The organism is Mycobacterium timonense (assembly GCF_025821985.1).
GTDB classification, from domain to species: Bacteria; Actinomycetota; Actinomycetes; order Mycobacteriales; family Mycobacteriaceae; genus Mycobacterium; species Mycobacterium avium.
This window is the reverse complement of the sequence record NZ_JACKSY010000013.1, coordinates 109,238-131,875: the sequence shown is the minus strand read 5'-3', so window position 1 is coordinate 131,875 and position 22,638 is coordinate 109,238. Positions and strand designations below refer to the sequence as shown.

The following is a 22,638-nucleotide window of genomic DNA, read 5'->3' as shown; positions in this document are numbered from 1 at the left end:
GGCCGGGCTGATGCGGGCCGATATAATTCGGTTGACTAACTATTTGGAAGGATTGGCATGAGCGAAAAGGGTCGCCTGTTTACCAGTGAGTCGGTGACTGAGGGACATCCCGACAAGATCTGTGACGCGATCAGCGACTCGGTCCTCGACGCCCTGCTGGCGCAGGACCCCCGCTCACGTGTCGCGGTCGAGACCCTGGTGACCACCGGGCAGGTGCACGTGGTCGGCGAGGTGACGACGACGGCCAAGGAGGCCTTCGCCGACATCACCAACACGGTCCGCGAGCGCATCCTCGACATCGGCTACGACTCGTCGGACAAGGGCTTCGACGGGGCGTCCTGCGGGGTCAACATCGGCATCGGCGCGCAGTCGCCCGACATCGCCCAGGGCGTCGACACCGCCCACGAGACCCGCGTCGAGGGTGCCGCCGACCCGCTGGACGCGCAGGGCGCCGGCGACCAGGGCCTGATGTTCGGCTACGCGATCAACGACACCCCCGAGCGGATGCCGCTGCCCATCGCGCTGGCCCACCGCCTGTCGCGCCGGCTGACGGAGGTCCGCAAGAACGGCGTGCTGCCCTACCTGCGCCCCGACGGCAAGACGCAGGTGACCATCGAATTCGAGGACGACGTCCCGGTCCGGCTGGACACCGTGGTCATCTCCACTCAGCACGCGGCCGACATCGACCTGGAGAACACCCTGACCCCCGACATCCGGGAAAAGGTGCTCAACACCGTGCTCAACGACCTGGCGCACGACACGCTGGACACCTCCTCGACGCGGCTGCTGGTCAACCCGACCGGCAAGTTCGTCGTCGGCGGCCCGATGGGTGACGCCGGGCTGACCGGGCGCAAGATCATCGTCGACACCTACGGCGGCTGGGCGCGGCACGGCGGCGGGGCGTTCTCCGGCAAGGACCCGTCCAAGGTGGACCGCTCGGCGGCGTACGCGATGCGCTGGGTGGCCAAGAACATCGTCGCCGCCGGGCTCGCGGAGCGGGTCGAGGTGCAGGTGGCCTACGCCATCGGCAAGGCCGCGCCGGTCGGGCTGTTCATCGAGACCTTCGGGACCGCGACCGTCGACCCGGTCAAGATCGAGAAGATCGTCCCGGAGGTGTTCGACCTGCGTCCCGGCGCGATCATCCGCGACCTGGACCTGCTGCGCCCGATCTACGCGCAGACCGCCGCCTACGGGCACTTCGGCCGCACCGACGTCGAACTGCCCTGGGAGCAGCTGAACAAGGTCGACGACCTCAAGCGCGCCATCTAGAGTGGCCGCCGCCTCGAATGTGACGTCGCAGTCACGCTCGGCGCCGAGCGTGACCACAGTGTCACGTTCGACGGGTCACCGCGGTGGGCCCGGGTGGTCGGAATCGAGCGCGGGCAGCCCGTCGATGCTGCGCCGGTTGCGGTTGATCAGCCGGGTGTAGGCCTCGTCGGAGGCCTTGTGGTGATACGCGTTGAGGACCGGTCGCTCGTCGACCAGCTCGTAGTAGGGCACCGCGAATCCGCACGCGTCGGCGATCCGCTCCACATTGACCACGATGATGGCGCGGATCCCCGCATGCCGGTCACCGAAATGCGTGATGAGATCGGCGAATTCGGCGTCGTCGGGCCGGATCACCCGCCCGGTTCCGAACAGCCGCAGGATCCGCGAGTTGCGGGTGAACGAGCAGAACATGACAGTGATGCGGCCGTTGTCGCGCAGATGGGCGATGGTCTCCACGCCGCTGCCGAACAGGTCCAGGTAGGCCACGGTGCGCTCGTCGAGCACCGCGAACGTGTCGCAATATCCCTTGGGCGACAGGTTGATTCGTCCTCCCTCGGAGGGCGCGGTGGCGACGAAGAACACGGCCTGTTCGCGGATGAAGTCGCGCAGCGATTCGTCGATGCTTCCGAATTCCTTCGCCATGCGCCGAGCCTAGCGTGCGGCGCGGACCAACCTGCCGTGTGCGATCAGCGAGCCGACTTGCTTGAGCCGCTTGCTGCGGACGCTGACGTCGTACGCCTGGATGTGGTCGACGCTGGCCAGGCGCTCAGCAAGGTAGCGGTAGAAGTGTTCGGGGTCGCGGCAGATCACCACGACCATCAGGTTGGCGGGGCCACTGACCGTGGCGACCGACGCGACCTCGTCGTGCCGCACGATCTGCTCGGCCACCGACGTGAGGTGTTGCGGCACAACCGATATCCAGATTATGGCGTGCAGCATGAATCCGAGCCGCTCCGGCAGCACGTCGAGGTCGAAGGAGAGGGTGCCACTGCCCTGCAGGGCGACCATCCGGCGTTTGACGCGGGCCGGTGACCACCCGGTGAGCCCGGCCAGGGCGCTGTCGGAAATGCGGCCGTCCTCGGCCAGCGCATCCAGCAGCGGCTGATCCTCCGGCGTCGGTCCGACGGGCCGATCCGGGTGTGCGCAGTGCGCTGGCCGCAGCGCGGCGACCTGGTGCCCGTCCAGGGCGTGTCCATGTCCGGTCCAGTGCGCGTGCATCGGTGCGCCAAAAACGTTGATTACCAAGTCGACCCGCATGTCGAGGACCGTTGACGTGCGGGGCAGGCGGTGTAGCAGACCGGCCTCGGTGTCGTCCAGGGGAGCGCGGACAACGCACACCAGCTCGGTGCCGCCCGATAACACGTTGGCGTGGGTGACATCGGCTCGGCGGACCAGCGCCTCGGCGAGCCGGAGTAGGTCGTCGGGCTTGGCGCGCACCCGGACTATCCACTGGCACTCGCCGTATACCCGCGGGTTGACCACGCCGACGGCGCGGAGCACTCCGTCGCGGCGCAGCGCGCGATAGCGACGCGCGACGGTCTGTTCACCGGCGCCGACGACCTCGGCGATACGCCGGAAGGGCGCGCGCGGTGACAGCTGCAGCGCGTGCAGAATATGACCGTCCAGCGCCTCCATCGTGGGAAAAATCTACATGAATTCGCGATGGATGGTCTGTTTTTGACGCCCGACGCGGTTCTGCTGGCTAAAAGGTGCGGTGCCGCCCACCATGGAGCCACACACTTTCGGCATCGGAGGCGCCCAATGCAACAGGCCGGCAACACCATCCCGGCGGCGGAGGAAGCGCGGTGAAACTGGGAATCGGCCTGCCGAACCACATCGCCGACGTTCCCGGACCCGCCGTCGCGCAGTGGTCACGTCGCGGCGAAGAGCTCGGCTTCGAATCCGTCGCGACGATCGATCGGCTGTTCTCTTCGGGTGTCGACTCGTTGATCGCGCTGGCCACCGCGGCCGGCGCCACCAACGAACTGACCCTGGTGACCAATGTCCTACTGGCCCCGATGTATCCGGTCATCCCGCTGGCCAAGCAACTCGTCAGCCTGGCGCGGGTCTCGGGCGGTCGGCTAACCGTCGGACTGGGTGTGGGCAACCGGAGCGACGAATATGCCGCTACCGGCGCCGACTTTCACCGGCGGGGCCGGGCCCTCGATGCGCAGGTCGAGCGGCTGCGCAGCCTCTGGGCCGGCGAACCTCTCGCCGATGGCACCGCCTTATGTGGTGCGCCCGTGCGGATTCCGCTGCTGTTCGGCGGGCGGTCCGCGGCCACCGTGCGCCGGGTCGTCACCACCGGCGACGGGTGGGCGGCCGGGGCGGTGCGCCTCTATGACGAACAGGCCGACGTGGCGGCGCGCATCCGCAGCGGCTGGCAGGACGCGGGCCGCCCCGCGCGCCCGTACCTCCAGGCATCGGTGAATTTCGCGCTGGGTCCGGCCGAGACCGTAGCGGCCGGAAGGGACCACCTGGCGCGGTATTACGCATTCGCGCCGGGGTATGCCCAGGTGAACGTCGCCGACATGGTCTGTTCGGCAGCCGACGCCCGCGACACCGTCCGCCGATATCGGGACCTCGGCTTCGACCGCTTGCTCTTCCATCCGACCTCCGCCTCGGTCGAGCAGCTCGACTACCTCGCGGACGCGATTCTCGGTTGCCTGTGACTCAGCCGGTGAAGCGGTAGTCGTCGAGATCGAATCGCCGGCTGCGCCAGTACACCTCCGGCGTGGTGCCCGGCCGAAGCGGCACGTCGCCGTTCTTGTCGAAGTAGTAGCTGTTGGCCAGCTTGCAGCTGTCCTGCCAGAAGATCTGCCGGTGCCGCCGGCGCATCATCTCGGCGAAGTAGCGGGCGTTGGCTTCCTCGCTGACCTCGACACGGGCCGCGCCGAGGCGCTCGGCCCGCTTCAGGCAGCGCACGATGTGATGGGTCTGCGCCTCGATCAGCGCGAAATACGATGAGCCGACGTAACCGTACGGCCCGAACACCGTGAACAGGTTGGGAAAACCCGGAACCGATACCCCTTCGTAGGCCTGCAACCGGTGCTCGTCCCAGAACCGGCTGAGCGAGCGCCCACCGGGCCCGGTCACCGCGAAGGTGGGCACGTTGTCGGGGTCCATCACCTTGAAGCCGGTGGCCAGGATCAGCACGTCGATCCGGTGGTGTTCGCCGTCGGTGGTGGCCACCGCGTCGGGCGTGATCTTGTCGATCGGTTCGGTGACCAGCCGCACGTTGTCCCGGTTGAAGGTGGCCAGGTAGCCGTTGTGGAAGCCGGGGCGCTTGCAGCCGACCGCGTATTTCGGGGTGAGCTTCTCGCGCACCTCCGGGTCGCGAACCTGTTGGCGCAGATACGATTTCCCCAGCGTGGCCATCCGCTTGGCCAGCGGAAGCACCGTGAAATAGTGCGCCGAGATCGGGAAGGTGACCTCCACGTAGGCCTGGCTGAGCAGCCGCTGCACGGACTTGCCGCCGGGAATGCGCATCGCCCAGCGCGCCGGCGCCGGCAGCGGGACGTCCAGTTTCGGGAAGCACCAGATCGGGGTGCGCTGAAACACGGTGAGCGACTTGACGATTGGCGCGATCTCGGGGATCACCTGCACGGCCGAGGCCCCGGTGCCGATCACCGCGACGCGCTTGCCGGACAGGTCCTGGCCGTGGTCCCACCGCGCGGTGTGCATCGTGATGCCGCCGAATGAGTCCACCCCGTCGATGTCGGGCAGATTCGGCACGGTCAGCACGCCGCAGGCGCTGATCAGGAACCGGGCGGTGACGGTGCCGCCGGGATCGGTGTGCACCCGCCACAGCCGCTGTTCGTCGTCGAACTCGGCGGCTAACACTTTGGTGTTGAACCGGATTCGCGAGCGGATGCCGTACTTGTCGGCGCAGTGCTCGGCGTAGGCCTTGAGCTCGCGGCCGGGCGCGTAGGTGCGCGACCAGTGCCGGCTCTGCTCGAAGGAGAACTGGTAGGAGAACGACGGAATGTCCACGGCGATACCGGGATAGGTGTTCCAGTGCCAGGTGCCGCCCACCCCGTCGCCGGCCTCGATCACCCGGTAGTCGGGCAGCCCCGCCTTGTCCAGCTTGATGGCCGCGCCGATGCCGGAGAATCCCGCGCCGATGATCAGCGTGTGGTGGTCGGGAACTGCTGGTGAGCTCATCGGTGCCCGCCTGGCTGTGTCATGGATCCACCGTACGCCCGGGCCTCAGCCCTGCAGGGCGGTTCGCAGCGCGACCAGGCCGCGCTCCATCGCGGCGGTGGCCGCCGGCACCACACCGGCATAGCCCAGGTAGCCGTGCACCAGCGTCTCGGCGTTGTGCACCTGCGCGGCGACACCTGCGGCCGCCAGCCGCTCGCCGTAGCGGATGCCGTCGTCGCGCAGCGGGTCATACCCGGCCACCCCGATGTAGGCCGGTGGCAGATTGCTCAGGTCCGTCGCCCGTCCCGGCGCCATGTCGGCCGGCGGGTCGGACAGGTCGACATCGCCCGCGTACCACCGGGAGAACTCGGCGACGGCCTTGACGTCGAGGATCGGCGCGGTGGCGTTTTCGGCGAAGGAGGGCAGCGAGGCGTCCCACATGGTCGACGGGTACCACAGCAGCTGGAACCGCACCGGCGGCCCGCCGCGGTCGCGGGCCCGCTGTGCCGTCACGGCGGCGAGGGTGCCGCCGGCCGAATCCCCGGCCACGGCGATCCGGCCCGGGTCGCCGTGCAGCCCGGCCGCGTTCTCGGCCGCCCAAAGCGTTGCGGCCCAAGCATCTTCGACCGCGGCTGGGTAGGGGTGTTCGGGGGCCAGCCGGTAGTCCACCGACACCACGATCGCCCCGGCGCCGACCGCGTGCTGGCGGGCCGTGCCGTCGTGGGTGTCCAGGTCGCCGATGACGAAACCGCCGCCGTGGAAGTACAGCACCACCGGCGCCGGGCGACTCTCGGAATGGATTGGCGGCCAATAGATCCGGACCGCGATCGCGCCCTGCGGGCCGGGGATGGTGCGGTCCTCGACCCGCAGCTCGGGATGCAGCGGCCGGCGCGGCAGGTCGCGGAACCGCTGCCGGGCCGCGTCGATTCCGTCCTCGGTGGATAGCCGGAAGGGAACCGCATCCAGTACCTTCTGCAGGATGGGGTCGATCCCGGGTTTCTCGTCGGCAGGGTTGTCCAAGCGGGGCATGGAGGTACCGTACGCACCCCGTCTGGTCGCCGGCGCCTGGGTGGTGGCCGGCTGGGTGGCCCTGGCTTACGGCATCTATCTGACCGTGCTGGCGCTGCGCTCCCCGCCCGGGGTGGAGCTGACCGGGCACTGGGTGTTGCAGCCGGCGTTCAAGGCCTCGATGGCGTTGCTGCTGACGCTGGCCGCCGCCGGGCACGGACAGGTGCGGGAGCGGCGCTGGCTGATGCCGGCGCTGCTGCTGTCGGCGGTCGGCGACTGGGTGCTCGCCCTGCCGTGGTGGACGCTGTCCTTCCTGGTCGGCCTGGCGGCGTTTCTGTTCGCGCACATGTGTTTCATCGGCGTCCTGCTGCCGCTGGTCCCGCTGCCCTCCGGCGCGTCCGGGCCCGGTCGGCCGTCGACGCCGCGGATCGCCGCGGCGGTCCTGATGTGCCTGGCGTCGATCGGGTTGCTGGTCTGGTTCTGGCCGCGTCTGGGCCCGGACAAGCTGACGCTGCCGGTCACGCTGTACATCGTGGTGCTGACCGCCATGGTGTGCGCGGCGCTGCTGGCGAAACTGCCGACGATCTGGACGGCGGTGGGCGCGGTGTGTTTCGCGGCGTCGGACTCGATGATCGCCATCGGCCGGTTCATCCTGGGCAACGAGGCGCTGGCGGTGCCGATCTGGTGGGCGTACGCGGCGGCCCAGATCCTGATCACGGCGGGATTCTTCTTCGGTCGCGAAGCGGCCGGCGACGCGGCCGGCGAAGCGACCGGCGACGCGATCGGTGATGCCGTGGAACCCGTTGAGTAGCAACGCGTTTCGCGGCCCAGGGCGGCCGTGAGCCCGGGTCCGCGCACGCCGGTCGAGGTGGAACCCATCGCCCGGGTGCTGCCGATGCTGTCGGTGCCGCACCTGGACCGCGAATTCGACTACCTGGTGTCGGCCGAGCAGTCCGACGACGCCCAGCCCGGCGTGCGGGTGCGGGTGCGCTTCCACGGCCGGCTGGTCGACGGGTTCCTGCTGGAGCGCCGCCACGACACCGACCACCAGGGCAAGCTGGGCTGGCTGGATCGGGTGGTGTCGCCCGAGCCGGTGCTGACGGCGGAGATCCGGCGGCTGGTCGACGCGGTGGCGGCCCGCTACGCGGGTACCCGCCCCGACGTGTTGCGGCTGGCGGTGCCGGCCCGGCACGCCAGGGTGGAGCGGGAGGCCCGGGCTGCGGCCGGCATACCGATGCCGGCGCCGGTCGACCCGTCCGGCTGGGAAGGCTACGGCCGCGGCGCCCAGTTCCTGGCCGCGCTGGCCGAGTCGCGGGCCGCCCGGGCGGTCTGGCAGGCGCTGCCCGGCGAGCCGTGGACCGACCGATTCGCCGAGGCCGCCGCCCAGACCGTGCGCGCCGGCCGGTCGGTGCTGGCGATCGTCCCCGACCAGCGCGATCTGGACGCGCTCAGCCACGCCGTGACGACCCGCATCGACGCGGCCGGCGTGGTCGCCCTGTCGGCCGGGCTGGGCCCGGCCGCCCGGTACCGGCGCTGGCTGGCGGCGCTGCGCGGCAGCGCGCGGGTGGTGATCGGCACCCGCAGCGCGGTGTTCGCGCCGCTGAGCGACCTGGGCCTGGTGATGGTGTGGGCCGACGCCGACGACAGCCTGGCCGAGCCGCGGGCGCCCTATCCGCACGCCCGCGAGGTGGCGATGCTGCGCGCGCACCAGGCCCGCTGCGCCGCGCTGATCGGCGGTTACGCGCGCACCGCGGAGGCCCAGGCGCTGGTGCGCAGCGGCTGGGCGCACGACATCGTCGCCGCCCGGCCGGTGGTGCGGGCCCGCACCCCGCGGGTGATCGCGCTCGACGACACGGGTTACGCCGACGAGCGCGACCCGGCGGCGCGCACCGCGCGCATCCCGTCCGTCGCGCTGCGCGCGGCCCGCTCGGCGCTGCAGCACGGGGCGCCGGTGCTGGTGCAAGTGCCGCGTCGGGGCTACGTCCCGTCGCTGGCCTGCGCGCGCTGCCGCACCATCGCCCGCTGCCGGCACTGCACGGGGCCGCTCTCGCTGGCCGAGTCGCCGGGGGAGGGCGGCGGCGGGCTGGTCTGCCGCTGGTGCGGGCGCGTCGACCCGACGCGGCGGTGCGCGCGGTGCGGCTCCGACGCGGTGCGCGCCGTCGTCGTCGGCGCCCGCCGCACCGCCGAGGAGCTCGGCCGCGCGTTTGCGGGCACGACGGTGATCACCTCGTCGGGCGACGCCGTCGTGCCCGAGGTCGCCGACGGGCCCGCGCTGGTGGTCGCCACGCCGGGGGCCGAACCGCGGGCGCGCGGCGACTACGGGGCGGCGTTGCTGTTGGACACCTGGGCGCTGCTGGGCCGGCAGGACCTGCGCGCGGCCGAGGACGCGTTGTGGCGCTGGATGACCGCCGCTGCGCTGGTGCGGCCCCGCGGGGACGGCGGGGTGGTGATGGTGGTCGCCGAAACGTCGCTTCCCACCGTGCAATCGCTGATCCGCTGGGATCCGGTGGGCCACGCGGAATCCGAGCTGACCGCGCGGGCCGAGGTCGGGCTGCCGCCCAGCGTGCACATGGCCGCCGTCGACGGAACCCCGGCCGCGGTGAACGCGCTGCTGGATGAGGCCGGACTGACCGGCGGGCAAACCCTGCACGCCGACCTGCTCGGGCCGGTGGACCTGCCGCCCGGGGCGCGCCGCCCGGCGGGAACCCCGCCCGGCGCCCCGGTGACCCGGATGCTGGTGCGGGTGCCGCGCCGCGACGGCCTGGCGCTGGCGGCGGCGCTGCGCCGCGGCGTCGGCGTGCTCAGCGCCCGGCAAACCCACGAACCGGCCAGGGTGCAGATCGACCCGCTGCACATCGGCTGACCGCCACAAACCGTTAACCTAGGCGATAGTATGCGCATGCAATAATCACTGTTTACGACATTAGAAGGTTGCTACACTTTCTTTCCTTCGCCGCCGACAGGCCGGAGACCATCCCGAGAGGGGCGATATGGCCGCGGACCACACCACGGTTGACGAGTCGCTGGACGCGATCACCGACGCTTTGCTGACGGCCTCCCGTTTGCTGATGGCCATCTCGGCCCGCTCGGTCGGGCAGGTCGACGAGACCATCACCATCCCGCAGTTCCGGACCCTGGTCATCCTGTCCAACCGCGGCCCGGTCAACCTGGCCACCCTGGCCGGGCTGCTGGGTGTGCAACCGTCGGCCACCGGGCGGATGGTCGACCGGTTGGTGGCCGCGGGGCTGATCGACCGCCTGCCGCACCCGACCTCGCGGCGCGAGCTGCTCGCCGCGCTGACCACCCGCGGCCGCGACGTGGTGCACCAGGTCACCGCGCACCGGCGCGCCGAGATCGCGGCCATCGTGGCGAAGATGCCGCCCGCGGAGCGGCACGGCCTGGTGCGCGCGCTGACCGCCTTCACCGCTGCCGGGGGCGAGCCCGACGTCCACCTGGACGCCGAGATCGACCTGTAAACCGTTCAGCCGCTTCGCTTTTCGGCGGTGACGAGCAGGTACTCCCAGCCCATGGTGCCGTCGCTGAGGTGCTGCGCGGCGAGTTCGACGAGCTGGGCGTCGAGTTCGGCGGCCAGCACCCGGTTGTGGCCGATGTTCGCGTACGCCTCGATCGTCGGGCCGTAGTGCTGCTTGAAGTAGGCGTGCACGTCCTCGGCGCTGCCGAACCGGTTCACCGGCAACATGCCCCGCGCGGTGGTGATCTCGCCGATCCGCTCGCCCAGCAGCGCGCGCACATAACCCGGGCGGCCCCACAGCGCCGCCGGCGGCACCGGATGCGACAGGCTGGGACGGTAGGGCCGAATGGTGGCCAGCATCCGGCCGAAGAAGCCTTCCGGGGTCCAGCTGATCAGCCCGATCCGTCCGCCCGGCCGGCACACCCGGACCAGCTCGTCGGCGGCGCGCTGGTGGTCGGGGGCGAACTGCACGCCGATCGCGGAGACGACCGCGTCGAACTCGCCGTCGCCGAACGGCAGCGCCTGCGCATTCGCCTCCCGGTAGTCGATCGTCAGCCCCATGCCGGCGGCCCTGTCCCGCGACCGCTGCAGCAGTTCGGGGGTGAGGTCGGTGGAGACGACGGACGCGCCGGCGGCGGCGGCCGGCAACGTGATGTTGCCCGAGCCGGCGGCGACGTCGAGGACCCGCACGCCCGGCCCGATCCCGGCGGCCTCGACCAGGGTGGGACCCAGCGGGGCCATCACCTCCTCGGCCATCAGGGCGTAGTCGCCCAGCGCCCATACCGTGCGATGGCGGGCGGCCACCGAAGCGTCGGCAGTGGTGGTGTCGAGGGTCATCTGGCCTCCTGGTGGGACGGAAAGGCGATGTCGCGAGGTGGGACCACCCCGGACAAACAATTGCTCTGAGCAATAGTAGCCACAAGCAATAGTGTACGCACGCAATTTCTGTGCGACGCCGCGGCCGTACTTCGCCGGGGCTTTCTAGACTGTGCCGGTGCGCCTCGTCTTCGCCGGTACGCCCGAACCCGCGCTGCCGGCGCTGCGTCGCCTCCTCGACTCGCCGCGCCACGAGGTGATCGCCGTGCTGACCCGGCCCGACGCCGCTTCCGGCCGGCGCGGCAAGCCCGAGCCGTCGCCGGTGGCCCGCGAGGCGCTCGACCGCGGAATCCCGGTGCTGCGGCCGGCGCGGCCGAACTCGCCCGAATTCGTCGCCGAACTGGCGCAGTTGGCGCCGGACTGCTGCGCGGTGGTGGCCTACGGCGCGCTGCTGCGCGACGAGCTGCTGGCGGTTCCCCCGCACGGGTGGATCAACCTGCACTTCTCGCTGCTGCCGGCCTGGCGCGGCGCGGCGCCGGTGCAGGCGGCCATCGCGGCGGGGGACACCATCACCGGGGCGACGACGTTCCGGATCGAGCCGGCCCTGGACTCGGGCCCGATCTACGGGGTCGTGACCGAGGCGATCCGCCCCACCGACACCGCCGGGGAACTGCTTGCGCGACTGGCGGTTTCGGGCGCGGAGCTGCTGTCCGCCACCCTGGACGGCATCGCCGACTCGACGCTGACGCCGCGACCGCAACCAGCCGAGGGCGTCAGCATCGCGCCCAAGATCACCGTCGAGCAGGCCCGGGTGCGCTGGGACCTGCCGGCGCCGGTGGTGGAGCGCCGCATCCGCGCCGTCACGCCCAACCCGGGCGCCTGGACGGTGATCGGCGACCTGCGCATCAAACTCGGACCCGTGCGGCTCGGCGCGGCCTCCGACCTGCCCGCTCCGCCGGAACCGTTGCCGCCCGGCGCAATTCACGTCGACCGCAAGAGCGTCTGGGTGGGCACCGCATCCGATCCGGTGCGGTTGGATCAAATCCAGCCGCCCGGAAAGAAATTCATGAACGCCGTGGACTGGGCGCGCGGCGCCCGGCTCGATCCCGCGGCGCGGGCCACATGAGCCGGCCACAGCAGCGGGGGCGCGGCAAGAGGCGCCGGCCGCTGGACCCGGCCCGGGGTGCGGCCTTCGAGGTGTTGAGGGCGGTCAGCGAGCGCGACGCGTATGCGAACCTGGCGCTGCCCGCACTGCTGCGCGAGCGCGGAATCACCGGCCGTGACGCCGCATTCGCCACCGAGCTGACCTACGGCACCTGCCGCACCCGGGGCCTGCTGGACGCGGTCATCGGCGCGGCGGCCGGGCGCCCGCCGGAAGCCATCGACCCGGTGCTGCTCGACCTGCTGCGCCTGGGCACCTACCAGTTGCTGCGCACCAGGGTGGATGCCCACGCCGCGGTGTCCACCACCGTCGAGCAGGCCGCCATCGAATTCGACTCGGCGCGAGCAGGTTTCGTCAACGGGGTGCTGCGCAGGATCGCCGGCCGCGACGAGCGGTCCTGGGTGCAGGAGCTAGCCCCGGACCCGGCCCGCGATCCGATCGGACACGCCGCGTTCGTGCACGCCCATCCCCGGTGGATCGCCCAGGCCTTCGCCGACGCGCTGGGCGCCGCCGCGGCCGAACTCGACGCGGTGCTGGCCAGCGACGACGAACGACCGCAGGTGCATCTGGCGGCGCGACCGGGCGCGCTGACCGCCGCCGAGCTGGCCGACGCGGTGGGCGGCACGGTCGGCCGCCACTCGCCCTTCGCGGTGTATCTGGCCGGCGGCGACCCCGGCCGGCTGGCGCCGGTGCGCGACGGGCTGGCCCTGGTCCAGGACGAGGGCAGCCAACTGGTGGCCCGGGCGCTGACGCTGGCCCCGGTGGACGGCGACTGCGGACGGTGGCTGGACCTGTGCGCCGGGCCGGGCGGCAAGACGGCTCTGCTGGCTTCCCTTGGCGCCCAAAGGTTTTCGGGGCCACAGTTCCGGGTCACCGCGGTCGAGCCGGCGCCGCGTCGCGCGGACCTGGTGGTCGAGAACACCCGCGGATTGCCGGTCGAGGTGCTGCGGGTGGACGGGCGGCACACCGGCCTGCAGCCGGCGTTCGACCGGGTGCTCGTCGACGCGCCGTGCACCGGGCTGGGGGCGCTGCGCCGCCGGCCGGAGGCCCGGTGGCGGCGGCAGCCCGGCGACGTGCCGACGCTGACCAAGCTGCAGCGCGAGTTGCTGGGCGCCGCGATCGCGCTGACCCGGCCGGGCGGGGTGGTGCTCTATGCGACCTGCTCGCCGCACCTGGCCGAGACGGTCGGCGTGGTTGCCGACGCGTTGCGCCGCCACCCGGTCAGCGCGCTGGACACCCGGCCGCTGTTCGAGCCGGTCGCCGACCTGGGCGACGGGCCGCATGTTCAGCTCTGGCCGCACCGACACGGCACCGACGCCATGTTCGCGTCGGCGCTACGCCGCGAAGCGGAGTAGCGGCGACGCGACACAAATGGACCTGGCCGCGGCCGCGCTGCGCCGCGAAGCGGGGTAGGGCGGCCGCGAACCCGAACGGACCTGGCCGCGTCCGCGCTGCGCCGCGAAGCGGAGTAGCGCGGACGCGACACAAATGAACCTGGCCGCGTCCGCGCTGCGCCGCGAAGCGGAGTAGGGCGGCCGCGAACCCGAACGGACCTGGCCGCGTCGGCGCTGCGCCGGATGTGAACCGAGCGGCGCCGCTTCAGTAGTCTGGCGCTCATGCCTTGCAACACGGGACAGCCGCGGGGACCGCTGATCGCGCCGTCGATCCTGTCCGCCGACTTCTCCCGGCTGGCCGACGAAGCCGCCGCCGTGACCGGCGCCGACTGGTTGCACGTCGACGTGATGGACAACCACTTCGTGCCGAATCTCACGATCGGGCTGCCGGTGGTCCAGAGCCTGCTGGCCACCACCACGATCCCGATGGACTGCCATCTGATGATCGAGAACCCGGACCGCTGGGCGCCGCCCTACGCCGAGGCCGGCGCCCACAACGTCACCTTCCACGCCGAGGCCACCGACAACCCGATCGGCGTCGCCCGCGACATCCGCGCCGCCGGCGCCAAGGCGGGGATCAGCGTGAAGCCGGGCACCCCGCTGGAGCCGTACCTGGAGATCCTGCCGCAGTTCGACACCCTGCTGATCATGTCGGTGGAGCCCGGCTTCGGCGGCCAGAGCTTCATCCCCGAAGTCCTCGGCAAGGTGCGCACCGCCCGCAAGCTGATCGACGCGGGGGAGCTGACCATCCTGGTCGAGATCGACGGCGGCATCAACGCCGACACCATCGAGCAGGCCGCCGAGGCCGGCGTCGACTGCTTCGTCGCCGGGTCGGCCGTGTACGGCGCCGACGACCCGGCCGCAGCGGTCGAGGCGCTGCGCCGGCAGGCCCTGGGCGCGTCCCAGCACCTGCGTCGATGACCGCGTCGCTGGGCGACCGCCTGGACGCCGCGATGCGCCTGGCGATCGAACAGTCCAATCAGGTCAAGGGCAACACCTATCCCAACCCGCCGGTGGGGGCCGTCGTCCTGGACGGCCGCGGCGAGGTGGTCGGCGTCGGCGGCACCGAACCGGCCGGTGGCGACCACGCCGAGATCCTGGCGCTGCGCCGCGCCGGCGACCTGGCCGCCGGCGGAACCGTCGTCGTCACCCTCGAGCCGTGCAACCACCACGGCAAGACGCCGCCGTGCGTGGACGCGCTGCTGGAGGCCGGGGTGAGCACGGTGGTCTACGCCGTCGCCGACCCGAACCCGCAGGCCGCCGGCGGCGCGGGTCGGCTCCAGGAGGCGGGCGTGACGGTGCGCTCCGGGCTGCTGGCCGACGAGGTGTCCGGCGGCCCGCTGCGGGAGTGGCTGCACAAGCAGCGCACCGGGCTGCCGCATCTGACCTGGAAATACGCCAGCAGCGTCGACGGGCGCAGCGCGGCCGCCGACGGGTCCAGCCGATGGATTTCGAGCGAAGCCTCGCGGCTGGACCTGCACCGCCGCCGCGCGGCCGCCGACGCGATCGTGGTGGGGACCGGCACGGTGCTGGCCGACGACCCGGCGTTGACCGCCCGGCTGCCCGACGGCACGCTGGCCGACCGGCAGCCGCTGCGAGTGGTCGTCGGGATGCGCGAAATACCTTCGGAGGCAAAGGTTCTCAACGACGATTCGCGGACCATGGTGATCCGCACGCATGATCCCGCCGAGGTGCTCAAGGCGGTGTCGGACCGCACCGACGTGCTGCTGGAGGGCGGCCCCACCCTGGCCGGCGCGTTCGTGCGGGCCGGGCTGGTGAACCGGATCCTGGTCTACCTCGCGCCCACCCTGCTGGGTGGCCCGGTCACCGCGGTCGACGACGTCGGGGTGCCGACGATCGCGAAGGCGCTGCGCTGGCAGTTCGACGGGGTCGACCGGGTGGGCCCCGACCTGCTGCTCAGCCTGGTGCCGCGCAGCGGCTAACGCTCACCCAGCGAGACCGCTTGCGGCTCAACGATTTCCGGTTCCTCAGCGTGTTCCTTGCGGCCGCCGATCAACAGGCCCAGCAGCGCACCGGCGATGCAGATCACCACGGTGGCCGCGAAGATGTCGCCGTACATCATGGCGAACGCCTTGAGGTACATCGTTCCCTGCGCGGCGATGCGCTCCAGCAGGCTGGCGTTGGGCGGGATCGCGGCGGTCAGGTTCGCCACGATCTGGTTGAACCGGTACAGGCCCCACGCGCTCAGCGCGGCCACACCGATCAGCATGCCGGTCATCCGGGCCACCACCACGGCCGCCGAGGCGATGCCGTGCTGGGCGGACGGAACCACCCGCAGCGCGGCGGAGGTCAGCGGCCCGATCACCAGGCCCAGGCCGACGCCGGCCACCAACAGGTCGGCGTGCAGCACGGGGACGCTGAACAGCCCGAGCACGTTGTGCTTCTGGCTCAACACGTCCTGGCGCCAGTAGTGGATCAGCCAGTAGCCGTAGGCGGCGATGAGCAGCCCGACGAACGTCATCGCCCGGTCGCCGACCCGGGTGGCGATCCACCCGCCCAGTACCGCGCCGATCGGCAACGCGATCAAGAACCACAGCAGCAGCCCGGCGGCCTGCGTCTGGTCCTGGCCCAGCACGCCCTGGCCGAACAGCTCCACGTCCACCAGCGTCACCATCAGCGCCGCGCCGGCGAACAGGGACGCGCCCAGCGCGGCCAAAAACGGGCGGAAGTGCACCCCGGCCGGCTCGATCAGCCGGGTACGGGCGAAGCGCTCCCAGAGCAGAAACAGGATCCCCACCACGACCGCGCCGAGCACCAGCGGCAACCCGTAGCTGGGCAGGATCTGCTTGCCGTCGGGCTCCGGGTTGTACAGGCCGATCACCGCCAGGCCCAGCGCGACCGCCAGCAGCACCCCGCCGACCAGGTCGACCTTCTCGGGCTGCTCCACCTTTTCGTGCGAGGGCAGGCTGAACTGGATCATCACCATGGCGATCAGGGTCAGCGGCACGTTGATCCAGAACACGTAGCGCCAGTCGTGGAACAGGAAGACGATGAAGATCCCGTACAGCGGGCCGAGCACGCTGCCGAGTTCCTGGGCGGCGCCGATGCCGCCGAGCACGCCGGCCCGGTTACGCTGCGCCCACAGGTCGGCGCCCAGCGCAAGCGTGACCGGCAGCAGCGCGCCGCTGGCCACACCCTGGATGGTGCGGCCGCCGATCAGCAGGTGGAAGTCGCCCCAGTGCCCGGCCAGCGCGGTGACCACCGAGCCGACCATGAACAGCGCCAGGCTGACCTGCAGCACCAGCTTGCGGCCGAACCGGTCGGACGCCCGGCCCAGCAGCGGCATGGCGGCGATGTAGCCCAGCAGGTACATCGTGATGATCCAGGTGATGCGCTGCAGCTGATTGATCGGGATGTGGACGTCGGTCATGATGTCGCGCATGATCGTCACGACCACGTAGGCGTCCAGGGCGCCCAGCAGCACCGCCAGACTGCCCGCGCTGATCGCGACGCGACGCCCGGTTTGAGCGGTCACGAGCTCACCGGGGGCTTGGTGACCTGGACCTGCTCGCCCCAATTCGACAGCGTCACCTGCACGGAATTCCCGGAGCTCTTCTGCAGGTTGGCCTGAACCAGCTGGTGGTCGCCGGTCTCCTGGACCCACACGGTGCTCGGCACCGGCTGGGTGGCGTTGAACTGCGGCATGATCTTGTTCACCGCGTCCGCCGAGACGTTCCCGCTGATCCGGATGGTGCTCTGACCGTTGATGGTTTCGCGGCCCTCGGCCTTGGCGTTGCTGAAGTTCGCCAGCGCGTTGCCCAGCCCGTTGTCGGGGTTGAGCAGCACCGACACGTCGTAGATGTCGGACGCCTTGCCGAAGTCGCTCCACTTGTTCGGGGTGAGGGTGGCGTACAGGGTGCCGTCGACGACGACGAAGTTGGCGTCGATGTCCGAGCCGCCCAGGGTGATCGTGGCGTTGCCCTTCGCGGCGGTGGCCGGCGTGGTGGTGAGGTCACCGGTCAGCGTCTTGATGGGCAGCCCGGAGATCTTGCCCTGGATGCTCAGCACCAGGTGCACGCTCTTGACGTTCTTGGTCGCGTCGGCCGACTGCTTGACCAGGCTGGTGGGGTCGGGCAGCGGCGCACCGCTCTGCTTGGAGCCCGACGAGCAGCCGGCGATCAAGGCGGTGGCGAGGGTCAGGGATGCGAAAACGGCCGATAGGCGGCGGCGGGTCTGCATACCCAGCATCGTAGAGGGTGCCGGTGACTGCCCTGGTGAACGCGGGGGGCCGGTGTCTCACAGGCGGCGGTGTTTGCCCTGCTCACCAGCCTGCGCGGGGGCGAATTAGCCTGGGGGGATGTTTACCGGAATTGTCGAGGAGCTCGGCGAGGTGACCGCCCGCGACGTGCTCGCCGATGCGGCGCGGCTGACCATCCGCGGGGCCGTGGTGACCGCCGACGCCGGGCACGGCGATTCGATCGCCGTCAACGGTGTCTGCCTGACCGTCGCCGAGCTGCTGCCCGACGGCCGGTTCACCGCCGACGTGATGGGCGAGACGCTGAACCGGTCCAACCTGGGCGCGCTGCAGGTCGGCAGCCGGGTGAACCTGGAACGCGCGGCCGCCGTCAACAGCCGGCTGGGCGGGCACATCGTGCAGGGCCACGTCGACGGCACCGGGCGGATCGTGGCGCGCACCCCGTCCGAGCACTGGGAGGTGGTGCGCATCGAGGTGCCGCCGGAGGTGGCCCGCTACGTGGTGGAGAAGGGGTCGATCACGGTCGACGGCATCTCGCTGACGGTGTCCGGGCTGGGCGGCGAGCCCCGCGACTGGTTCGAGGTGTCGCTGATCCCCACCACCCGGGAGCTGACCACGCTGGGCGGCGCCCCGGTGGGGACGCAGGTCAATCTCGAGGTCGACGTGATTGCCAAGTACGTCGAGCGGCTGATGTCCCGCTGATCAAGCCATGGCAATAACCGCGGCGCCGCCGTGGTTCATACTGAATGCAACACGTGGGCTTCTCGTGTGAGCCGTTTCTACAGTGTTCCCGCCGCCAAGCGGGGACGGCGAGGTAGCAGAGATGACGAGGTTGGACTCCGTCGAAAGGGCGGTTGCCGACATTGCGGCCGGCAAGGCCGTCATCGTCATCGACGACGAAGACCGGGAGAACGAGGGCGATCTGATCTTCGCCGCCGAGAAGGCGACGCCGGAGATGGTGGCGTTCATGGTGCGCTACACCTCGGGCTACCTGTGTGTGCCGCTGGACGGGGCGATCTGCGACCGCCTGGGCCTGCTGCCGATGTATGCGGTCAACCAGGACAAGCACGGGACCGCTTACACGGTCACGGTCGACGCGAGAAACGGTGTGGGCACCGGGATTTCGGCCTCGGACCGGGCCACCACCATGCGCCTGCTGGCCGATCCCACCAGCATCGCCGAGGATTTCACCCGGCCCGGTCATGTGGTTCCGTTGCGCGCCAAGGACGGTGGCGTGCTGCGCCGGCCCGGTCACACCGAGGCCGCCGTGGACCTGGCCCGGATGGCCGGCCTGCAGCCGGCCGGCGCCATCTGCGAGATCGTCAGCCAGAAGGACGAGGGCTCGATGGCGCAGACCGACGAGCTGCGGGTGTTCGCCGACGAACACGACCTCGCCATGATCACCATCGCCGACCTGATCGAGTGGCGCCGCAAGCACGAGAAGCACATCGAGCGCATCGCGGAGGCCCGGATCCCGACTCGGCACGGCGAGTTTCGCGCCATCGGTTACACCAGCATCTACGAGGAGGTCGAACACGTCGCGCTGGTTCGCGGCGAGATCGCCGGCCCCAACTCCGACGGCGACGACGTGCTGGTGCGGGTGCACTCGGAGTGCCTGACCGGTGACGTGTTCGGTTCGCGCCGTTGCGATTGCGGACCCCAGCTCGACGCCGCCATGGCCATGGTGGCCCGCGAGGGGCGCGGCATCGTGCTGTACATGCGCGGGCACGAGGGCCGCGGCATCGGGCTGATGCACAAGCTGCAGGCCTACCAGCTGCAGGACGCCGGCGAGGACACCGTCGACGCCAACCTCAAACTCGGATTGCCTGCTGACGCAAGGGATTACGGAATCGGCGCGCAGATCCTGGTCGATCTGGGGGTGCGTTCGATGCGGCTGCTGACCAACAACCCCGCCAAGCGGGTGGGGCTGGACGGCTACGGTCTGCACATCATCGAGCGGGTGCCGCTGCCGGTGCGCGCCAACGCCGAGAACATTCGTTACCTGATGACCAAGCGCGATAAGATGGGCCACGATCTGGCCGGCCTGGATGATTTTCACGAATCGGTCCATCTGCCAGGCGAATTCGGCGGCGCCCTGTGAGCCGCGCCGGCGATGATGCAGAGCGGAGCGATGGTGCAGAGCGAAGCGATGAGGAGGAGTGGCGCCCATGAGCCCAGCCGCCGGCGTGCCGGAGATGCCGGCGCTCGACGCGTCCGGCGTGCGGCTGGGCATCGTGGCGAGCACCTGGCACAGTCGGATCTGTGACGCGCTGCTGGCCGGTGCCCGCAAAGTCGCCGCCGACTCGGGAGTCGAGAACCCCACGGTGGTCCGCGTGCTCGGTGCCATCGAAATCCCGGTGGTCGCACAGGAACTCGCCCGCAACCACGACGCCGTCGTCGCGTTGGGCGTCGTGATCCGCGGGCAGACACCGCATTTCGAGTACGTCTGCGACGCCGTCACCCAGGGCATCACCCGGGTTTCGCTGGACGCGTCGACGCCGGTCGCCAACGGCGTGCTGACCACCGACAACGAGCAGCAGGCGCTGGACCGGGCCGGGCTGCCGGACTCGGCCGAGGACAAGGGGGCGCAGGCGGCCGGGGCGGCGCTGTCCGCCGCGCTCACCCTGCGTGAGTTGCGCGCTCGGTCGTGACCCCGCCGGAACCCGAACGCTGGGATGTGGTACTGCGCCCGCACCGCACCCCGTTATTCGTCTACGGGGCAGCGGTTCTCATCGCCGCCGCGCACATCGCCCTGGGCCTGCTGCTCAAGGTCGGATCCACCGGCGTGGTGTTCCGCACCTCCGACCAGGTGGCCATCGCGGTGTTGGGCCTGGTGATCGCCGGCGTGGTGCTGTTGTTCGCGCGGCCCCGGCTGCGGATCGGTCCGGCCGGTGTGTCGGTCCGAAACCTGTTGGGCGACAAGCTGATCGAATGGCCCGACGTCGTCGGCGTCTCGTTCCCGGTGGGTCACCGGTGGGCGCGCATCGACCTGCCCGACGACGAGTACATCCCGGTGATGGCCATCCAGGCCGTCGACAAGGGCCGTGCCGTGGACGCCATGGACACCGTGCGCTCACTGCTGGCGCGTTATCGCCCCGACCTGCAGGGCTGACCCGGCCGCGCAGGGGGCCGGGTCAGCGGACGCTCAGTACCGGGTGCAGTCCGTCATCATCTGCTGGAAGATTGGCAGCGCCTGCTGGGCGCCCTGGTTGTGCTCGATCGCATGCAGCAGGTTCACCCGCTGATCGGGCGACGACGCCAGATACTGCTGCAGGAATTGCTGGTTGGGCGGCGATTGGTCGAGGTACTGCGCGGCCATCGGGTTTTCCGCGTGGACCGCGCGCATCGCCTGGTCGTAGCTACAGGTGGTGTTGATCATCGGACCGTAATCGGGGTCGGCCGACGCGACCCCGGCCCCAGCGGTCGACGCCAATGCCAGGCCGCCGACGGTGACGGCCAGTTTGGCCAACGAGCGCTTCATCATTTACGGACTCCCTCCATCGCTTCGCACCCACTCTACGTTGAGCTAGAAGCTTGGTAGCCGGAACTGAGGCCGGCCAAACCGGCCGCCCCGCCCCGCGGCCCGCTCAGCCGCCCCCGACCTGCCCGTTTTCCGGGTCCTCGGTTTCGCCGCTCCAGCTGCCGGGCAGCAGCGGCATTCGCGGGCCGTCGTCCAGCGCATCACCGGCGACTGTGGTCAACCCCACGGGTGCCGAACCGGTCGTGCCGGTGGTGCCGGCGAACCCGATCGAGCCGGCGCCGCGGTCCGAGGCGGTCACGGATTCGGGGTCCCCGCCGGGGTCGGTGTCGAGGTATTCGTGGCGGTATCCGGGGTCGATCTGACCCGGCCGCGGGCGCCGCCGGCGGCGGACCTGTTCGCGCCGGTCCGCCGCGGCCGGCGCCGCCGCCGTCGCGAAATCGGGTGACGTCTGTCCGGCGCGGGTCCCGGCGGACAGGTTTCCGCCGGCCCCGAGGCCGGGCGGCCCGACCGCGTACGGGGCGCTGAAGCCGGGAACGCCGGTGGCTGGCGGCGGCGTGGGTGGTCCGACCGGGGCCGGTGCGGTGGCCGGCGTGCCCGCGGGCGCCGGGGCCGGCGACACGGTCGCGGCGGAGGCGCCCGGGCCGGGGGCCAGCACGGCAGCGGCTCCACCGCCGGAGGGCGCGGCCGCCACCCCGGGCAGGACGGGCGCGGGGGCGCCCCCCGCCAACCCGGCGAGTCCGGCCAGCCCGGCCACACCCGGCGCCCCCACGGCGGCGGGGATGAAGGGCGCGATCAGGCCGAACGAGAGCTGGGTCAACTGCGGCACCTGCGGAGTGAAGTACAGCAGCGACTCGCCCGCCCAGTGCGGCACCTCGGTGGCCAGCAGCGGATCGCTCATCAGGTCCGACAACGTCGCGGACGGGTTCGACAGCGACTGGCTCAGGTCGCCGCTGATGGCCCTGGCCACCTCCTGCACCCGCGTCACCCACCAGCTCAGCTGGGTGGGGCCGCCGCCGGCGTCCTGGTTGGCGACGCCGGTTTTCTGGATCTGCGGCGGCGGCGCGGTGGGCGGTTTCCACGTCATCGCGGTCTCCGACACCGCCTCGTAGATCGCCATCGTGGTGGCCGCCTGCAGCCACATCTGCAGATACTCGATCTCGTTCTGCGCGATCGGAATCGTGTTGACGCCAAAGAAGTTCGTCGCCACCAACTGCGCGAAGACGGCGTGGTTGGTGGCCAGCTGCTCCAGCGTCGGCATCGCCGACAGCGCGGCGGTGTAGGCCGCGGCCACCGTCTCGGCCTCCCGGGCCGCGGCCGTGCTGTTGGTGCTGTTCTGCAACAGCCATACCAGATAGGGCACGTGCGCGGCCACGAACGCCTCGGCGCTGGGGCCCTGCCAGGTGCCGGCCTGCACCGCCGCCAGCAGGTCGCCGAGTTCGGCGGCGGCCGAGGCGTATTCGGCGCTCAGCGCCTGCCAGGCCTGCTCGGCCGCGAGCAACGACCCGGGGCCGGGTCCGCTGGACAGCGCCGCCGAATGCACTTCCGGCGGGAAGGCGGCCCAGATCGGCATGGTCATCGCCGTCTCCCCGCGGCGGACCCTGCTGCCATGACGCGCTCCTCCCCGACGAACGAGGCGACCCGTAGGTAATGGAGGGTAACCCGAAGATATCCGCAGAT

At 71.1% G+C, this 22,638-nt stretch carries 22 protein-coding genes; 13 read left to right on the top strand and 9 right to left on the bottom strand.

What is annotated here, in order from left to right; all coding sequences use genetic code 11:
• The first annotated feature begins 57 nt into the window (after window positions 1-57).
• Window positions 58-1,269 (top strand): methionine adenosyltransferase, encoded by a 1,212-nt coding sequence (gene metK / locus H7I87_RS03925; protein WP_008258192.1) that lies wholly within the window; start codon window positions 58-60, stop codon window positions 1,267-1,269.
• Window positions 1,270-1,344: 75 nt separating this feature from the next.
• Here the strand turns inward: metK and H7I87_RS03920 are convergent, their stop codons facing one another.
• The gene (locus H7I87_RS03920) at window positions 1,345-1,911 is read right to left on the bottom strand and encodes a pyridoxamine 5'-phosphate oxidase family protein (RefSeq protein WP_011725437.1); all 567 of its coding nucleotides are present in this window, start codon (window positions 1,909-1,911) and stop codon (window positions 1,345-1,347) included.
• Between the two features lie 9 nt (window positions 1,912-1,920).
• Window positions 1,921-2,904 (bottom strand): Lrp/AsnC family transcriptional regulator, encoded by a 984-nt coding sequence (locus H7I87_RS03915; protein ID WP_011725436.1) that lies wholly within the window; start codon window positions 2,902-2,904, stop codon window positions 1,921-1,923.
• A gap of 170 nt (window positions 2,905-3,074) precedes the next feature.
• Here H7I87_RS03915 and H7I87_RS03910 point away from each other — a divergent pair, with 170 nt between their 5' ends.
• Window positions 3,075-3,941 carry an LLM class flavin-dependent oxidoreductase gene (locus H7I87_RS03910; RefSeq protein WP_023861215.1) on the top strand — a complete coding sequence of 289 codons (867 nt, stop codon included), beginning with the start codon at window positions 3,075-3,077 and terminating at the stop codon, window positions 3,939-3,941.
• 1 nt (window position 3,942) lies between these two features.
• Here the strand turns inward: H7I87_RS03910 and H7I87_RS03905 are convergent, their stop codons facing one another.
• Together H7I87_RS03905 and lipI are read right to left on the bottom strand one after the other, a co-directional pair.
• Window positions 3,943-5,433, bottom strand: a complete 1,491-nt coding sequence (locus H7I87_RS03905) for a flavin-containing monooxygenase (RefSeq protein ID WP_023861216.1) — start codon at window positions 5,431-5,433, stop codon at window positions 3,943-3,945.
• A gap of 45 nt (window positions 5,434-5,478) precedes the next feature.
• On the bottom strand, window positions 5,479-6,441 hold the full coding sequence (lipI, locus tag H7I87_RS03900) for an esterase LipI (RefSeq protein ID WP_011725433.1): 963 nt from the start codon (window positions 6,439-6,441) through the stop codon (window positions 5,479-5,481).
• Here lipI and H7I87_RS03895 point away from each other — a divergent pair.
• The 3 genes from H7I87_RS03895 (at window position 6,440) to H7I87_RS03885 (ending at window position 9,896) form a co-directional block, all read left to right on the top strand.
• Entirely contained in the window at window positions 6,440-7,231 is a 792-nt protein-coding gene (locus H7I87_RS03895; RefSeq protein WP_011725432.1) for a lysoplasmalogenase, read from the top strand. The genes lipI and H7I87_RS03895 overlap by 2 nt on opposite strands.
• 27 nt (window positions 7,232-7,258) lie before the next feature.
• On the top strand, window positions 7,259-9,283 hold the full coding sequence (locus H7I87_RS03890; protein ID WP_011725431.1) for a primosomal protein N': 2,025 nt from the start codon (window positions 7,259-7,261) through the stop codon (window positions 9,281-9,283).
• Between the two features lie 127 nt (window positions 9,284-9,410).
• Window positions 9,411-9,896, top strand: a complete 486-nt coding sequence (locus tag H7I87_RS03885; RefSeq protein ID WP_003872548.1) for a MarR family winged helix-turn-helix transcriptional regulator — start codon at window positions 9,411-9,413, stop codon at window positions 9,894-9,896.
• 5 nt (window positions 9,897-9,901) lie between these two features.
• Here H7I87_RS03885 and H7I87_RS03880 read toward each other — a convergent pair whose 3' ends face one another.
• Window positions 9,902-10,729, bottom strand: coding sequence for a class I SAM-dependent methyltransferase (locus tag H7I87_RS03880; RefSeq protein ID WP_011725430.1), 828 nt, complete (start codon window positions 10,727-10,729; stop codon window positions 9,902-9,904).
• A gap of 157 nt (window positions 10,730-10,886) precedes the next feature.
• Between H7I87_RS03880 and fmt the strand changes: the two genes are divergently transcribed.
• The 4 genes from fmt to ribD all read left to right on the top strand — a co-directional run bounded on the left by fmt (window position 10,887) and on the right by ribD (window position 15,207).
• Window positions 10,887-11,834 (top strand): methionyl-tRNA formyltransferase, encoded by a 948-nt coding sequence (gene fmt / locus H7I87_RS03875; RefSeq protein ID WP_031347726.1) that lies wholly within the window; start codon window positions 10,887-10,889, stop codon window positions 11,832-11,834.
• The gene (locus H7I87_RS03870; protein ID WP_033727104.1) at window positions 11,831-13,225 is read left to right on the top strand and encodes an RsmB/NOP family class I SAM-dependent RNA methyltransferase; all 1,395 of its coding nucleotides are present in this window, start codon (window positions 11,831-11,833) and stop codon (window positions 13,223-13,225) included. Before fmt ends, H7I87_RS03870 begins: the two co-directional genes overlap by 4 nt.
• Window positions 13,226-13,486: 261 nt before the next feature.
• On the top strand, window positions 13,487-14,185 hold the full coding sequence (gene rpe, locus H7I87_RS03865) for a ribulose-phosphate 3-epimerase (protein WP_003872544.1): 699 nt from the start codon (window positions 13,487-13,489) through the stop codon (window positions 14,183-14,185).
• Complete coding sequence (gene ribD / locus H7I87_RS03860) at window positions 14,182-15,207, top strand: bifunctional diaminohydroxyphosphoribosylaminopyrimidine deaminase/5-amino-6-(5-phosphoribosylamino)uracil reductase RibD (protein WP_011725427.1); 1,026 nt, start codon at window positions 14,182-14,184, stop codon at window positions 15,205-15,207. Before rpe ends, ribD begins: the two co-directional genes overlap by 4 nt.
• On the opposite strand, the gene H7I87_RS03855 is transcribed toward ribD, so the two are convergent.
• Together H7I87_RS03855 and H7I87_RS03850 are read right to left on the bottom strand one after the other, a co-directional pair.
• Complete coding sequence (locus H7I87_RS03855) at window positions 15,204-16,760, bottom strand: MFS transporter (protein WP_003872542.1); 1,557 nt, start codon at window positions 16,758-16,760, stop codon at window positions 15,204-15,206. The two genes, ribD and H7I87_RS03855, sit on opposite strands and share 4 nt — an antisense overlap.
• Window positions 16,757-17,464, bottom strand: a complete 708-nt coding sequence (locus H7I87_RS03850) for an LppX_LprAFG lipoprotein (RefSeq protein WP_003877628.1) — start codon at window positions 17,462-17,464, stop codon at window positions 16,757-16,759. The genes H7I87_RS03855 and H7I87_RS03850 overlap by 4 nt, the downstream gene beginning before the upstream one ends.
• A gap of 118 nt (window positions 17,465-17,582) precedes the next feature.
• Here H7I87_RS03850 and H7I87_RS03845 point away from each other — a divergent pair, with 118 nt between their 5' ends.
• From H7I87_RS03845 to H7I87_RS03830, 4 genes are all read left to right on the top strand, one after another.
• Window positions 17,583-18,182, top strand: a complete 600-nt coding sequence (locus tag H7I87_RS03845; protein WP_023871214.1) for a riboflavin synthase — start codon at window positions 17,583-17,585, stop codon at window positions 18,180-18,182.
• 121 nt (window positions 18,183-18,303) lie between these two features.
• The gene (locus H7I87_RS03840; RefSeq protein WP_003872539.1) at window positions 18,304-19,581 is read left to right on the top strand and encodes a bifunctional 3,4-dihydroxy-2-butanone-4-phosphate synthase/GTP cyclohydrolase II; all 1,278 of its coding nucleotides are present in this window, start codon (window positions 18,304-18,306) and stop codon (window positions 19,579-19,581) included.
• Between the two features lie 67 nt (window positions 19,582-19,648).
• Window positions 19,649-20,131, top strand: coding sequence for a 6,7-dimethyl-8-ribityllumazine synthase (gene ribH, locus H7I87_RS03835; RefSeq protein ID WP_009977644.1), 483 nt, complete (start codon window positions 19,649-19,651; stop codon window positions 20,129-20,131).
• Window positions 20,128-20,592 carry a PH domain-containing protein gene (locus H7I87_RS03830; RefSeq protein WP_003872537.1) on the top strand — a complete coding sequence of 155 codons (465 nt, stop codon included), beginning with the start codon at window positions 20,128-20,130 and terminating at the stop codon, window positions 20,590-20,592. Before ribH ends, H7I87_RS03830 begins: the two co-directional genes overlap by 4 nt.
• 33 nt (window positions 20,593-20,625) lie before the next feature.
• Here the strand turns inward: H7I87_RS03830 and H7I87_RS03825 are convergent, their stop codons facing one another.
• Both H7I87_RS03825 and H7I87_RS03820 read right to left on the bottom strand, forming a co-directional pair.
• Window positions 20,626-20,964, bottom strand: coding sequence for a hemophore-related protein (locus H7I87_RS03825; RefSeq protein ID WP_003872536.1), 339 nt, complete (start codon window positions 20,962-20,964; stop codon window positions 20,626-20,628).
• Window positions 20,965-21,067: 103 nt separating this feature from the next.
• Window positions 21,068-22,537 (bottom strand): PPE family protein, encoded by a 1,470-nt coding sequence (locus tag H7I87_RS03820; protein ID WP_062909445.1) that lies wholly within the window; start codon window positions 22,535-22,537, stop codon window positions 21,068-21,070.
• Window positions 22,538-22,638 lie beyond the last annotated feature (101 nt).

Excerpts from the sequence above, each read along its gene's own strand:
- metK (WP_008258192.1), top strand. The coding sequence starts at position 58 with ATGAGCGAAAAGGGTCGCCTGTTTACCAGTGAGTCGGTGACTGAGGGA.
- H7I87_RS03920 (WP_011725437.1), bottom strand. The coding sequence starts at position 1,911 with ATGGCGAAGGAATTCGGAAGCATCGACGAATCGCTGCGCGACTTCATC.
- H7I87_RS03915 (WP_011725436.1), bottom strand. The coding sequence starts at position 2,904 with ATGGAGGCGCTGGACGGTCATATTCTGCACGCGCTGCAGCTGTCACCG.
- H7I87_RS03905 (WP_023861216.1), bottom strand. The coding sequence starts at position 5,433 with ATGAGCTCACCAGCAGTTCCCGACCACCACACGCTGATCATCGGCGCG.
- H7I87_RS03895 (WP_011725432.1), top strand. The coding sequence starts at position 6,440 with ATGGAGGTACCGTACGCACCCCGTCTGGTCGCCGGCGCCTGGGTGGTG.
- lipI (WP_011725433.1), bottom strand. The coding sequence starts at position 6,441 with ATGCCCCGCTTGGACAACCCTGCCGACGAGAAACCCGGGATCGACCCC.
- H7I87_RS03885 (WP_003872548.1), top strand. The coding sequence starts at position 9,411 with ATGGCCGCGGACCACACCACGGTTGACGAGTCGCTGGACGCGATCACC.
- H7I87_RS03880 (WP_011725430.1), bottom strand. The coding sequence starts at position 10,729 with ATGACCCTCGACACCACCACTGCCGACGCTTCGGTGGCCGCCCGCCAT.
- H7I87_RS03870 (WP_033727104.1), top strand. The coding sequence starts at position 11,831 with ATGAGCCGGCCACAGCAGCGGGGGCGCGGCAAGAGGCGCCGGCCGCTG.
- rpe (WP_003872544.1), top strand. The coding sequence starts at position 13,487 with ATGCCTTGCAACACGGGACAGCCGCGGGGACCGCTGATCGCGCCGTCG.
- ribD (WP_011725427.1), top strand. The coding sequence starts at position 14,182 with ATGACCGCGTCGCTGGGCGACCGCCTGGACGCCGCGATGCGCCTGGCG.
- H7I87_RS03850 (WP_003877628.1), bottom strand. The coding sequence starts at position 17,464 with ATGCAGACCCGCCGCCGCCTATCGGCCGTTTTCGCATCCCTGACCCTC.
- H7I87_RS03845 (WP_023871214.1), top strand. The coding sequence starts at position 17,583 with ATGTTTACCGGAATTGTCGAGGAGCTCGGCGAGGTGACCGCCCGCGAC.
- H7I87_RS03840 (WP_003872539.1), top strand. The coding sequence starts at position 18,304 with ATGACGAGGTTGGACTCCGTCGAAAGGGCGGTTGCCGACATTGCGGCC.
- ribH (WP_009977644.1), top strand. The coding sequence starts at position 19,649 with ATGAGCCCAGCCGCCGGCGTGCCGGAGATGCCGGCGCTCGACGCGTCC.
- H7I87_RS03825 (WP_003872536.1), bottom strand. The coding sequence starts at position 20,964 with ATGATGAAGCGCTCGTTGGCCAAACTGGCCGTCACCGTCGGCGGCCTG.
- H7I87_RS03820 (WP_062909445.1), bottom strand. The coding sequence starts at position 22,537 with ATGACCATGCCGATCTGGGCCGCCTTCCCGCCGGAAGTGCATTCGGCG.